Source organism: Nocardioides insulae DSM 17944 (assembly GCF_000422825.1).
GTDB classification, from domain to species: Bacteria; Actinomycetota; Actinomycetes; order Propionibacteriales; family Nocardioidaceae; genus Nocardioides; species Nocardioides insulae.
Genome location: NZ_KE383928.1, coordinates 159,700 through 172,979 on the forward strand (window position 1 = coordinate 159,700; position 13,280 = coordinate 172,979).

A 13,280-nucleotide genomic window follows, 5' to 3' on the forward strand; every position below is an offset into this window, starting at 1 on the left:
CTGCTGACTGTCGGTGGTGGTCGATAGGTTCGGGGCGTGCTTCATCTCCACCGCTCCTCGCGCACCGATCTGCTCGCCGACGCCCTCGGCGAGCTGCTTGCTTCGCCGCTGGACGACCCGTTCGCCGAGGAGGTCGTGGTGGTGCCCGCGCGGGGGGTCGAGAGGTGGCTCTCGCAGCGGCTCTCCCATCGACTCGGGGTCGGTGGGCGCGGGGGCGACGGGATCTGCGCGGGGGTCTCCTTCCGATCCCCCCGCGCCCTGTTCGCAGGTCTCGAGCGCACCGATGAGCACGATCCCTGGTCGGCACAGGCACTGGTGTGGCCGGTGCTCGCGGCACTCGATTCCTCCCTCGACCAGCCGTGGGCGCGCACCCTGGCAAGGCACCTCGGCCACGGTCTCTCCGGCGGGGTGGCCGAGGACGAGGCCGAGCTGCGCCGGGGGCGGCGCTACGCCGTGGCCCGCCGGCTGGCCCGGTTGTTCGCGGCGTACGCCGTCCAGCGGCCGGCGCTGATCGCCGACTGGGCCGCTGGTCGCGACACCGACGGCCAGGGCTCCGACGTGCCGGCCGACCTCGCCTGGCAGCCACCGCTGTGGCGCCGCGCGGCCGAGCTCGTGGCCGGGCCGACGCCGACCGAGCGACATGCCCGGACGCTCACCCGCCTCGCAGAGCAGCCCGACCTGCTCGACCTGCCGGCCCGGGTGTCGGTGTTCGGCCACACCCGGCTGGCCGAGGGCGAGACCAGCCTGCTGGCCGGCCTGGCCGAGCATCGCGACGTGCACCTGTGGCTGCCGCACCCTTCCGCGGACCAGTGGGAGCGGCTGCGCGGTGTGACCGGTGTGGTGGCGCGGCGGGCCGACCGCACCCACGAGTCGGTCCAGCACCCCCTTCTCGCCGCCCTCGGTCGCGACACCCGTGAGCTCCAGCGCGGTCTCTCCGGACTTCCGGGGAGCGATGAGCACGTCGGCGAACCACCGCCACTCGCGGATCACCTGCTCGGTTGGCTCCAGGCCGACCTGCGCGCCAACCGGGTGGGACCGGCGTCGGAGCGACCGCTGCGCCGGGCCGACCGCTCGGTGCAGGTGCACGCCTGCCACGGCCCGGCCCGCCAGGTCGAGGTGTTGCGGGAGGTCCTGCTCGGCCTGCTCAGCGACCGCCCCGACCTCGAGCCCCGCGACGTCTTGGTGATGTGCCCCGACATCGAGACCTACGCGCCCCTGATCCAGGCGAGCTTCGGGCTGGGTGAGGCGGTCGAGGAGGACGGGCACCCCGGTCACCGGCTCCGGGTGCGGCTGGCCGACCGCGCCCTCGACCAGACCAATCCGCTCCTTGCCCTCGCGCTGCGGCTGCTCGACCTCGCGGGTGGCCGAGGCGGTGCCGGTGAGGTGCTGGACCTGGCTCACGAGGCGCCGGTGCGACGCCGGTTCCGGTTCCGCGAGGACGACCTCGAGCAGCTGGTCACCTGGGTCGAGCGGGCCGGGGTGCGCTGGGGGTTCGATGCCTCCCACCGGGAGCCGTTCGGGCTGGCTGACTACGCCGCCAACACCTGGCGCTTCGGCCTCGACCGGCTACTCACCGGGGTCGCCCTCTCCGACGACAGCGAGGCCGGGCTGCCGGGCGTGCTGCCGGTCGACGACGTCGGCAGTGGCGACGTCGATCTGCTCGGCCGGCTCGCCGAGCTGGTCGACCGTCTCCGGATCGCCACCGACCGCCTCACCGGGGTCCGGCCGCTGGGGCAGTGGCTCACCGCGATCGAGGAGGGCGTCGGTTCGCTCTGCTCGGTGAGCGCCGCCGACGGCTGGCAGCTCGGCCAGCTGCAGCGGGTTCTGCGCGAGCTGGCCGCCGAGGCGGGCGAGGGGCCCGACCTCCGGTTGCCCGACGTCCGCGAGATGCTCGCCGGCCAGCTCGTCGGCCGGCCGACGCGGGCCAACTTCCGTACCGGCACCCTCACGGTCGCCACCCTGGTGCCGATGCGCTCGGTGCCGCACCGGGTCGTCGCGCTGCTGGGCCTGGACGACGGAGTGTTCCCCCGCACGGGCAGCACCGACGGCGACGACGTCCTCGTGCGTACGCCGCTGACCGGTGAGCGCGACGTCCGCAGCGAGGACCGCCAGCTCCTCCTCGACGCGATCCTGGCCGCGACCGAGACGCTGGTGGTCACCTACTCCGGTGCCGGGGAGTTGACCGGCCAGCCGAAGCCGCCCGCCGTTCCCCTCGGGGAGCTGCTCGACACGCTCGACCTCACCGCGACTCCCGAGAGGCCGGGCACGCGCGTGGCCGAGCTGGTGACCGTGCGACACCCCCTCCAGCCCTTCGACCCACGCAACCACGAGCCCGACGCGCTGGTGCCCGGCGTCCCGTTCTCCTTCGACGCCGCCGCTCTGACCGGCGCTCGCACCCAGGGCCGGGATCGCTCGCCCGCCCCGGTCTTCCTGCCGCGCCCGCTGCCGGCCTTGCACACCGACGTGGTCGAGCTCGACGATCTGGTCTCCTTCTACGCCTCGCCGGTCCGGGCGTTCCTGCGTCAGCGCCTCGGGCTCACCTCGGCCCGGGAGGATGAGCCGCTGGAGGACCGGATCCCGGTCGAGCTGGACGGCCTGGAGCAGTGGGGAGTGGGGGAGCGGGTGCTCGGCGACATGCTGCGCGGCCTGGATCGCGACGCCTGCATCCGGCGCGAGGTCGACCGCGGCCTGCTCCCGCCCGGGCAGCTCGGGCTCCGCGTCCTGGAGCGCATCATGCGCCAGGTGCACCCCCTCGGGGTGGAGGCACTGCAGCACCGCCGCACCCCGGCCCGCTCGGTCGACGTCGATGTCGATCTCGGCGACGGCAGGGTGCTGCGCGGCACCGTGAGCGAGGTCTACGGCGACCGCCTGGTGCCGGTCAGCTACAGCCGGCTCGGGCCCAAGCACCGGCTGGCCTCCTGGGTGCGTCTGCTCGCCCTCGCCGCCTCCGACGAGGACCGGTCCTGGCGCAGCTACACCATCGGCCGGCCGGAGAACTTCCGCGCGAACAAGTCGTTCGACGCCTCCCAGCTGGGCCCGCTGGACGAGACCGCACCGGTCCTGCTGCGGGACCTGGTCGTGCTGCGCGATCAGGGGCTGTGCGAGCCCGTCCCGCTGCCGCTGAAGAGCAGCCTCCAATACGCCCGGCAGCGGCGCACCCGCGCCGATGCGGAGGCGGCGTTGGACAAGGCGATGTGGGAGTGGCGCCGGAGCGGCGGCGAGCGGGAGGACGCCGAGCATGTGCGGGTGTGGGGCGAGCGGGCCCCGCTTCCAGGTCGCGACCGTCCGGGCACCCATGAGACGAGTTGGTTCGGTGAGGTGGCGATGCAGGTGTGGAGTCCGCTGCTGAGGGCCGAGGTGGGCAGTCGATGACCGATCCCGCTCCGTTCGACCTGACCGGTGACCTGCCCACCGGCACCACCCTGCTGGAGGCCGGCGCAGGCACCGGCAAGACCTTCACCGTCGCGGCCCTGGTGACCCGCTACGTCGCCGAGGGCGTCGCCACCCTCGACGAACTGCTGGTCATCACCTTCAGCCGGGCCGCCACCCAGGAGCTCCGTTCCCGGGTGCGCGCCCAGTTGGTCCAGGCCGAGCGGGTGCTCGCAGACGCCGTCGCCGGGGGCGCTTCCTCCGGCGAGTCCACCGACAACAACCTGCTCCGGCATCTGCTCGCCGCATCCCCCGACGAGCTCTCACAGCGGCGGCGGCGGCTGCGCGACGCCCTGGCGGCCTTCGACGGCGCCACCATCGCGACCATCCACCAGTTCTGCCAGGTCGTGCTCCGCTCGCTCGGGGTGGCGAGCGAGAGCGACACCTCGGCGACCCTGGTCGAGTCGCTCGACGAACTGGTGACCGAGGTGGTCGACGACCTCTACCTCGCCCGGTTCGGGCGGGAGGAGGAGCGACCGCCCTTCGACCGCGAGGCGGCTCTCACCCTCGGCAAGGAGAGCATCGAGCACCAGAACGTCGCGCTGGCCGACCCCGATCCCGACGACGCTCTGGCCCGCGCCCGGGTCGGGTTCGCCCGCGACGTCCGGGCCGAGGTCGAACGTCGCAAGCAGCGGCTCGGCATCCAGTCCTACGACGACCTGCTGGCGAGGTTGGCGCGGGCGCTGGAGGCACCGGATGCCCCGGCGCGCGCCCGGATGCGGCAGCGCTGGCGGATCGTGCTGGTCGATGAGTTCCAAGACACCGATCCGGTCCAGTGGAGCGTCTTCGAGCGGGCCTTCCACGGCGCCTCCACCCTGGTGCTGATCGGCGATCCGAAGCAGGCGATCTACGGGTTCCGCGGCGGCGACGTCGACACCTACCTCGACGCGGCCGGTGTGGCCGGTCAGCGAGCGACCCTGGTGGTCAACCGCCGTGCCGACGCCGATCTGGTCGCCCGGCTCAACGTCGTCCTCGGCGGTGCCGGGCTCGGATCCAGCGAGATCATCGCGCATCCCGCGAGCGCCTTCCACGAGGGCACCCGGCTTCACGGGGCACCGCACACGGCGCCGTTCCGTGTCCGAGCGGTCCGGCGTGACGCTCCGGGGGTGGGAGCGACCGGCCGGGACGGCCTGCTCCGGGCCTCGCCCACCCGATCCTGGATCGCTCGTGATGTCGCGGCCGACATCGCCGAGCTGCTCGGTTCCGGGGCGACCTGGAGCGGTGAGGAGATCCGGCCCGAGCACGTTGCGGTGCTCATCTCCAGCCGTTACCAGGGTGAGGACGTCGAGCGGCAGCTGCGGGCCCTGGGCGTGCCGGCCGTGCTCAACGGCGGGGGCGACGTGTTCGCCACCCCCGCGGCCGACGAGTGGCTCGCGTTGCTCAAGGCGCTCGAGGCGCCGCACCGCAGCCCGCTCGTGCGGGCGGTGGCCGTCGGCTGCTTCGTCGGCCACCCCGTCGCCGACCTCGCGGCCCGCGGCGACGAGGTCGAATCCGAGGTGGCCGACCTGCTTCGCGACTGGGCGCTCCAGGTCCGTCGTACCGGCGTCGCCGCCCTGGTCGAGGCCTTCGAGACCCGTCAGCTCACCGAGCGCCTGCTCCGCCGCGAGGAGGGCGAGCGGTTGCTCACCGACATCCGCCACCTCGGCCAGATCCTGCACGGGCACGCGTCCCGCGGCGGTCTCGGGCTCACCGCACTGCTGGAGTGGTTCCGCGACGAGCGGCGACGTACGGCCGCGGGTGAGCGGCCGCTGCGGCTCGACAGCGACGCCGCCGCGGTGCAGATCATGACGATCCACGGCAGCAAGGGGCTCCAGTTCCCCGTCGTCTACGCCCCGTTCCTCTACGAGGAGTACCAACGACCGATCTCGGTGGCCCGCTTCCACGACCGCTCCCACGGCCGGCTTCGCCGCCTGCTCGATGTCAGCGGCAGTGGGCGGAGTTGGAGCGCCAGCGTCGCGGCCTACCGGCACGAGGAGGCCGGCGAGGATCTCCGCAAGCTCTACGTCGCGCTCACCCGTGCCCAATCGCAGGTGGTGGTCTGGTGGGCCCCCACCACCAACACGCCGACCGGACCGCTCAACCGGCTGGTCTTCGGGCGACTGCCCGGTGACCGCGACGTGCCCGACGACATCCTGGTGCGTGATGACGATGCGACCGCCTCGATCCTGACCCGCCTGGAGCGCGACTATTCCGGTCCGGCGGCCGAGCTGGCCGCACCCGTGCAGGCGACGGTGGTGCCCCCGCCGTCCGCGGGGCCGGAGCTCTCGGTGCGCCGGTTCGACCGGTCGGTCGACACCGGCTGGCGGCGTACCTCCTACTCGGGACTGGTCCGGGTCGAGGAGCAGACCGTCGTGATCAGCGAGCCGGAGAGCACCGGCAAGGACGACGAGCCGTTCGAGGAGGACGCCGCGGCGGCGGTGATCGAGCAGCCCGAGGACCCCGGCGTGCGCTCGCCGATGGCCGATCTGCCCGCTGGGGCGACCTTCGGCTCGCTGGTGCACGCCGTCCTCGAGCACACCGACCCCTCGGATCTGGAGGCACAGCTGCGGCGGCACGTGGCGGAGCAGTTGCGCTGGTGGCCCGTCCCGGCCGAGGCCGCCGACCTCGCCGAGGCTCTGGACCCCCTGCACCACACGCCGTTGGGACCACTCGCAGACGAGCTCACCCTGGCGCAGATCCCGCTCACCGACCGCCTGCGCGAGCTCGACTTCGAGATCCCGCTGGCCGGTGGAGACGCCGCTCGCGGAGAGCCGCGTCGGTGGCCGGGCGACGAGGTGAGGCTGCGCGATCTGGGCCCGCTGCTCCGCCGCCATCTCCCCGCCGACGACCCACTGGCTGATTACGCCGATCGGTTGGAGACGCCCGTCCTGGGCGATCAGCCCCTGCGTGGCTACCTCTCCGGCTCCGTGGACGTGGTGCTCCGAGTGCCCGGCGCCGAGGGCGAGCGCTTCGTGGTCGTCGACTACAAGACCAACAACCTCGGCGAGCACGCGCTCGACTACCGACCGGACGCGCTGGCGGAGGCGATGCTGCACTCGCACTACCCGCTGCAGGCGATGCTCTACTCGGTGGTGGCACACCGATACCTCCGCTGGCGCCTGCCCGGCTACGAGCCGGCACGCCACCTCGGCGGCGTGCTCTACCTCTACCTCCGGGGGATGTGCGGACCGGAGACCCCACGCGTCGACGGGCAACCGACCGGGGTGTTCTCGTGGCGGCCGCCGGCCGGGTTCGTCGTCGATCTCTCAGACCTGCTGGACGGCCTGCACCCGGACCAGCCCGAGCCGGCCGAGGAGATGGCCCGATGACCGAAGACGCGACCCGCTCGCACGCCCGCACCGAGCCCGTCGGCGGAGTGTTGGAGCGGTGGGAGACCGAGGATCCGGACGATGTCCGCTTCGCCCGCGAAGCGACCGGGCTGCTGCGTGATTTCAACGACGCCAAGGTGCTGACCGCGGCCGACATCCAGGTTGCGAGCCGGGTGTGTGCGGTCGCCGGGGAGGATTCCGACGAGGTGAGATTGGCCGTCGCCATGGCGGTGCGTGCTCTGCGGCACGGTTCGGTCTGCATCGATCTCGACGCGGTCGCCGGTCTCGAGGGCGCCGATGACCTTCCCTGTCCGGAGGACGGCTGGCTCGACCGGGTCCGGGCGAGCACCGCCGTACGCTCGGGGCTGTTGCGGGTGGAGGGCCCGCTGCTCTATCTCGATCGCTACTGGCGCGAGGAGGGGCAGATGCGTGATGACCTGCTCGACCGGCTCTCCCGGCCGGCGCCCGCCCTCGACGAGGAACGGCTGGTCGCCGCTGCGGAGCGGCTCTTCCCCGGGGACGGGTACGCCGAGCAGCGTGGGGCCGCACTGGCCGCGGCCAGACAGGGCACCACCGTTCTCACCGGCGGGCCGGGCACGGGCAAGACCACCACGGTGGCCGGACTGCTCGCGCTCCTCGCCGAGCAGGCGGCCGGGACGGGCCAGCGCCTGCGGATCGCGCTGACCGCGCCGACCGGCAAGGCCGCCGCCCGGATGCAGCAGGCCGTCGAAGAGGCACTCCGGGAGCCGAGCGACGGGGCACGGTTCACCGTCGACGACCGGTCCCGGCTCGCCGGGCTGGGCGCCTCGACCCTGCACCGGCTGCTGGGCTGGGTCCCCGGGGCGCGCACCCGGTTCCGGCACCACCGCGCCAACAAGCTTCCGCACGACGTGATCGTCGTCGACGAGACCTCGATGGTCTCGCTGACGATGATGGCCCGCCTGCTCGAAGCGGTGCGCCCCGACGCCAGGCTGGTGCTGGTGGGTGACCCCGATCAGCTGGCCAGCGTCGAGGCGGGGGCCGTGCTCGCCGACCTGGTGGGCGGCCTGAGTGCCCGGTCTCCGGGGTCCGTGGCCGCGCTGCGCACCACCCACCGTTACGGCGAGGGCATCGGCCGGCTCGCGGATGCGTTGCGGCACGGAGACAGCGAGGGTGCGCTGGCGGCTCTCACCGCCGGTGACGACCGCGTCGCCCTGCTCGACCCCCTCGCCCACGCCGAGGAGCTGCGCCTGCGGCTGCTGGGCCACGCGCGCGCCGTACGCACGGCGGCGGTCGCGGGCGACGCCGAGGCGGCGGTGTCCGCGATGGAGGCCCACCGGCTCCTGTGCGCGCACCGAGACGGTCCGTACGGCGTCGCGCACTGGAACCGGCAGATCGAGCGATGGCTGGCCGACGACCTGGGCGAGAGCCTCTGGCAGGAGTGGTACGTCGGCCGCCCGATCCTGGTCACGGCCAACGACTACGGGCTCGGGCTCTACAACGGCGACACCGGGGTCGTGGTGCGCGAGGGCCGTGGCGCGGTCGCGATGATCGCCGGTGTGGGCAGCCACCAGCGACTCGCGCTGGCCCGCCTGGGGGAGGTCGAGACCCTCCATGCGATGACCATCCACAAGAGCCAGGGCTCTCAGGCCGGCGAAGTGACCCTGCTGTTGCCTCCGCCGGAGTCGCCGCTTCTCACCCGACAGCTCTTCTACACCGCGGTCACCCGGGCCCAGGAGCGCGTGCGAGTGGTCGGCACCGCCGAGTCGGTGCTGGCGGCGGTCGGGCGGCAGGCCCAGCGAGCGACCGGTCTGCAGCCACGACTCGCGGGCGCGCCCGGTCACGGCTGACCCCACCCGCCACGCGGTGGCGGGTCCACCGATCCGGCGGTTCATGCCCCCCGCCGCCGACCCGACCCATGTCCGGCGCGGTTCCACACCTTCCGGTGTCTCCCGCCCGTCGAGCAGCGATGGCGGCTAGGGTCGGTGCGTGCCATATCTGCTGCGTGTCGAACTGCCCGACGTCCCGGGATCGCTGGGTCGGCTGGCCTCTGCCATCGGTGAGGCGGGCGGTGACATCGAGGCCATCGAGATCGTCGAGAAGTCCCAGGGCATGGCCGTCGACGACGTACTCCTCGAGACCGCGCCGGGGGCGATGCCCGACTCCATCGTCTCCGCGTGCACGGAGTTGGAGGGGGTCCGGGTGATCTGGATCAGCCGGTACGCCGCGGGCGGCAACCTCTTCATGGACCTCGAGGCGGTCGAGGCCCTGACCGAGGAGCCGGAGGAGGCGATCGATCGTCTGGTCGAGGTCATCCCGCAGACCTTCCGGGCGGATTGGGCCGAGCTCGTCCATCGCGCCGACGGTGTGGTCTCCCGCAGCGAGTCGGCTCCCGATCTGCCGTTCGTGGAGATCGAGCGGGCGATTCGGCTCGATCTCGACGACGACCCGGACACGGTGGCCGCCGGTGCGCGGGTCGACGGCAACACCATCGTCGTGATGGCGCGTCGCGGTGGCCCTGACTTCCTCGATTCCGAGCTCGCCCGGCTCGGCCACCTGGCCTCCCTGGCCGCCTCGATCGCGCGGCCGTGACCGTCCGTCCCTGAACACCCCTCCCTCCTCGAGGGCAACGGTCGCAGGTTCCGGACGCCGGTTCCGGTCACCACGGGCGGGCCGGTGCGACGAGCGGCCGTCGGCTTGCGGCTGTGCCGGCTCGGGGCACGGCGGACCGGGTCGTCGTGGTGTACGACGACCCGGTGGGGCGCGAAGGAGTCAGGCCACGGGTTCGAGCAGGAAGATCGGGATCTCGCGCTCGGTCTTCTTCTGGTATTCGCCGTACGTCGACCAGGTGGCGACGGCATGCTCCCACCAGTCGGCGCGCTCCGCGCCGGAGAGCAGCCGGGCGCGGTAGGTCTTCTTGACCGGGCCGTCCTGGAGTTCGACCTCGGGGTGGGCCACGAAGTTGTGATACCAGACCGGGTGCTCGTCGGCGCCGCCCTTGGACGCCACGGCGAGGTAGCTGCCGTCGCGCTCCACACGCATCAGCGGAGTCTTGCGGATCTTGCCGCTCTTGGCGCCGCGATTGGTGATGACGATGATCGGATCGTCGGTGCCGGGGAGGGTGTTCGCCTCGGCGCCGTCGCTCGCCTCGAACTTCTCGACCTGGTTGCGGACCCAATCCCAGCTGCTGGGTGCGTACTCGCCTTGAAGTGCCATAACGTTCCTAAGCCGAGGGGCCGGCCGTCTATTCCGGGCCGCGCGGTAGGTTGCGGCCCATGAGCGCCATCGACGGAGTCTCGGAGATCTTCGACGCGAGCCAGTGGGACGTCGTTCCCGGCTTCGAGGACCTCACCGACCTGACCTACCACCGGGCGAAGGCGCACGGCACCGTGCGGATCGCCTTCGACCGGCCGGACGTGCTCAACGCCTTCCGTCCCCACACCGTCGACGAGCTTCTCCGCACCCTCGAACACGCGCGTACCTCGGCCGACGTCGGCTGCGTGATACTCACCGGCAACGGCCCCAGCGCCAAGAACGGCAAGTGGGCCTTCTGCACCGGCGGTGACCAGCGCATCCGCGGCAAGGCCGGCTACCAGTACGAAGCCGTCGACGCCGGCACCGCCGACACCGGTGCCGAGGAGCCCAGCCCGATCGACAAGGCCAAGCTCGCCCGGCTGCACATCCTGGAGTGCCAGCGGCTGATCCGGTTCATGCCGAAGGTCGTCATCTGCGTCGTTCCCGGCTGGGCCGCCGGCGGCGGACACTCGCTGCACGTGGTCTGCGACCTCACCCTCGCCTCGCGCGAACACGCCCGCTTCAAGCAGACCGACGCCGACGTGGGCTCCTTCGACGGCGGCTACGGCTCGGCGTACCTGGCGCGGCAGGTGGGCCAGAAGTTCGCTCGCGAGATCTTCTTCCTCGCCGAGGAGTACGACGCCGAGACGATGCACCGGATGGGTGCGGTCAATCGCGTCGTCGACCACGCCCAGTTGGAGGCCACCGCGCTGGACTGGGGGCGGATGATCAACGGCAAGAGCCCGACCGCGCAGCGGATGCTCAAGTACTCCTTCAACCTGCTCGACGACGGCCTGGTCGGCCAGCAGCTCTTCGCCGGCGAGACCACCCGCCTCGCCTACATGACGGACGAGGCCCAGGAGGGTCGCGACCAGTTCCTCGAGAAGCGCGAGCCCGACTGGTCGCCGTACCCCTGGTACTACTGACGTTCGCGCGTTTGTGCAGGTCAGATCCTCTTTAGACGCAGCGTTGTGGCAGAGATGCGGCAAGAATCGCGAGCGAGGCCGGCATTCGGGCAGACACGAGGCACGAACGCCGATATCTCCACGCGCCTGCGCTATGTCCTGTCGGGGCTCGAGGCATCGCTCTCCGAAGCGCTGGCCCGGTGGGCGATCGAGAACCAGACGGGATCGCGCAGGCGCGGGCACGCTACGACGAGCGGCGTCGGCCGTGCGTGAAGCGCCGACCATGGCACGGTCGCCGTTCTCCCGCATCACGACGCGATCAGGCGCCGGGCGATGGCGATGTCCTCGGCGAGGTGGTGGTCGTCGTCTCGCCCGAAGCCTGAGACGGCCCTCTTCCCCAGCGCTGTCGGATAGGCGAGGATCGCTCCGCGGGCGTGCTCCCGCCTCACCGAACACCTGACTCGGAGGAAACGCCCGGATGTCGTGGTTGTCATGGCAGTGACCGACTCGGGAGGGATCGGCTCGGCCGAGCGCCCGGGATCCTTGTGGTACCGGGTGCCGGTCGAACGGCGGGTGCTCGGTCTCGACAAGCGAAGTCTCCCGTTCGCGGTGGTCGTCGTCGCGTTGTGGCTGTTGATGTACCTGCTGGTCCCGTGGATCAACGATCAGGTCACCGATGACGATGTGACGGTGGCCGGCGATCAGATGAAGGTGACCGACAGCCTGGCGATCACGCCGACCGCGGGCTGGAGCGTGGAGCTCGGGCTGCGCACCGACTCGACCTTCCCCTCCGATCCGGAGGAGGTCGTCCTGACCAAGGGCGGCGTCCAGCTCGTCGCGCAGGGAGACACGTTCGACGGCGACGCCAACGACCTGCTCGACCAGGTGAACCGACTGGACGAGGCACTCTCGCCGGGACCGTTCAACCCCTCGACCGATCGCACCACGATCACCACGGACTCCGGGATCACCGGCGTCGGGGAGAGCCTGCAGAGCGCCGGGACCGCGGGCCGGATCTATGCGTTCACCGCCGACGGCGAGGGCGTCGTGATCCAGGTGTCCGGTCCGGTGGAGCAGATGGACACGATGGCGCGCGAGGTCACCCAGGTCGTGGAGAGCCTCGCTCCGATCGGCTCGTCGGGAGGCGACTCATGACCACCACCACGCAGGCCGCGGAGCTTGAGCAGGGTCGGCGCGATGCTCTGGACGCCACCGGATGGGGGCTGCCGTTCCGGTTCTGGCAGCCTCGCAACGCCTGCCTGTGGGTCTTCTTGTTGATCGTCCTGTTCGGAGTTCACCGTGCCGTGGGCGAGGTCTCCGCCCAGGTGGGCTACTTCCTGCCCGCGCTGGGACTCAGCGGCGGGATCGGCATCCTGTTCACGGTGGCGTGGTTGGTCTGGTTCCGCCACCTCGACAAGTTCGAGCACGAGCCGTGGTCGATGCTCGCCACGGCGTTCGTCTGGGGGGGAATGGCGGCGCCGTTCGCGATGGCGATCTATGCCAACACCTCGCTGAACTACCTGTACGGCAAGCTGTTCGGTCGCGACTTCGCCAACGACTGGGCGGCAGGTCTGTCCGCTCCGTTCACCGAGGAGCTCGCCAAGGGGGCGGGCGTCCTGCTGCTCATCGGCCTGGCTCGCTACCTCGTCGTCACGGTCGCCGACGGGGTCATCCTCGGCGCGTTCGTGGGCCTGGGATTCCAGGCGCTCGAGGACTTCGTCTACTCCGGGCAGGGCGCGGCCGGCAGCTTCGGCTCCGACCAGATCGGTGAGAGCACCCACATGATCGCGACCAGGGCGGCCTCGGACGTGATCTCCCATCCGCTATTCACCGCCCTCTTCGGTGCCGGCCTCATCTACCTGGTCGGCACTCGCGTCCAGCCGCGGCGGATCGGTCGTGGGCTCGGGTTGATCGCGGCCGCCATGCTCACGCACGGGCTGTGGGACAGCATGGTCGGGATCGGCGCCGGCAACGGCTTGCTGACCGAGTTGCTGATGCTCGGCGTCTCCGCTCTCGGTCTCACCGTGTTGTGGTGGGCCTTCGAGTGGGCCACCCGCCAGGCGGCGCCGTACGCCGCGGACGTGCTGGCGCCGGAGGTCGCCGATGGTGTGGTCGAGCAGGCCGAGGTGAACGCGCTCTTCGGCCGCAAGGCCCGCAAGACGTTCATCAAGGCAACAGTTGCCCGGGGCGAGGAGGGTGGCCAGCGGCGATCGTCGAGGCGCGAGCGGTGGCACCGACGCCGCCGGATCGCCGCGGTGCTCGATCTGAGCGCCGATCTGGCCCACAGCTACGGCAACGACTCACCCGAGGTGGCGCACTCGCGCGCCGAGGTGGTGCGGGTCCGTCAGCTCTGACGGCGCTCCGC

General features: G+C 71.9%; 9 protein-coding genes. 7 read left to right on the forward strand and 2 right to left on the reverse strand.

The annotated features are described in order from the left end of the window. The first annotated feature begins 36 nt into the window (after positions 1-36). The 4 genes from recC (at position 37) to G515_RS0110985 (ending at position 9,308) form a co-directional block, all read left to right on the forward strand. The gene (recC, locus tag G515_RS0110970) at positions 37-3,372 is read left to right on the forward strand and encodes an exodeoxyribonuclease V subunit gamma (RefSeq protein WP_028660174.1); all 3,336 of its coding nucleotides are present in this window, start codon (positions 37-39) and stop codon (positions 3,370-3,372) included. After that, a complete protein-coding gene (locus G515_RS20870; RefSeq protein ID WP_051218250.1) occupies positions 3,369-6,737 on the forward strand; it encodes a UvrD-helicase domain-containing protein in 3,369 nt (1,122 codons plus the stop codon). Before recC ends, G515_RS20870 begins: the two co-directional genes overlap by 4 nt. Then, positions 6,734-8,566 (forward strand): exodeoxyribonuclease V subunit alpha, encoded by a 1,833-nt coding sequence (recD, locus tag G515_RS0110980; protein ID WP_084653454.1) that lies wholly within the window; start codon positions 6,734-6,736, stop codon positions 8,564-8,566. Before G515_RS20870 ends, recD begins: the two co-directional genes overlap by 4 nt. Before the next feature lie 139 nt (positions 8,567-8,705). Further along, on the forward strand, positions 8,706-9,308 hold the full coding sequence (locus G515_RS0110985; RefSeq protein WP_028660176.1) for an ACT domain-containing protein: 603 nt from the start codon (positions 8,706-8,708) through the stop codon (positions 9,306-9,308). A 180-nt stretch (positions 9,309-9,488) separates the two neighbouring features. Here G515_RS0110985 and G515_RS0110990 read toward each other — a convergent pair whose 3' ends face one another. Then, the gene (locus G515_RS0110990; protein WP_028660177.1) at positions 9,489-9,932 is read right to left on the reverse strand and encodes a nitroreductase family deazaflavin-dependent oxidoreductase; all 444 of its coding nucleotides are present in this window, start codon (positions 9,930-9,932) and stop codon (positions 9,489-9,491) included. A gap of 59 nt (positions 9,933-9,991) precedes the next feature. Here G515_RS0110990 and G515_RS0110995 point away from each other — a divergent pair, with 59 nt between their 5' ends. Then, positions 9,992-10,936 (forward strand): 1,4-dihydroxy-2-naphthoyl-CoA synthase, encoded by a 945-nt coding sequence (locus tag G515_RS0110995; protein WP_028660178.1) that lies wholly within the window; start codon positions 9,992-9,994, stop codon positions 10,934-10,936. 287 nt (positions 10,937-11,223) lie between these two features. Here G515_RS0110995 and G515_RS23335 read toward each other — a convergent pair whose 3' ends face one another. Then, positions 11,224-11,364, reverse strand: a complete 141-nt coding sequence (locus G515_RS23335; protein WP_157571079.1) for a hypothetical protein — start codon at positions 11,362-11,364, stop codon at positions 11,224-11,226. A gap of 43 nt (positions 11,365-11,407) precedes the next feature. Between G515_RS23335 and G515_RS22695 the strand changes: the two genes are divergently transcribed. Together G515_RS22695 and G515_RS0111010 are read left to right on the forward strand one after the other, a co-directional pair. Beyond that, entirely contained in the window at positions 11,408-12,070 is a 663-nt protein-coding gene (locus G515_RS22695; protein ID WP_051218252.1) for a hypothetical protein, read from the forward strand. After that, entirely contained in the window at positions 12,067-13,269 is a 1,203-nt protein-coding gene (locus G515_RS0111010) for a PrsW family intramembrane metalloprotease (protein ID WP_028660179.1), read from the forward strand. Before G515_RS22695 ends, G515_RS0111010 begins: the two co-directional genes overlap by 4 nt. The last annotated feature ends 11 nt before the right edge of the window (positions 13,270-13,280 follow it).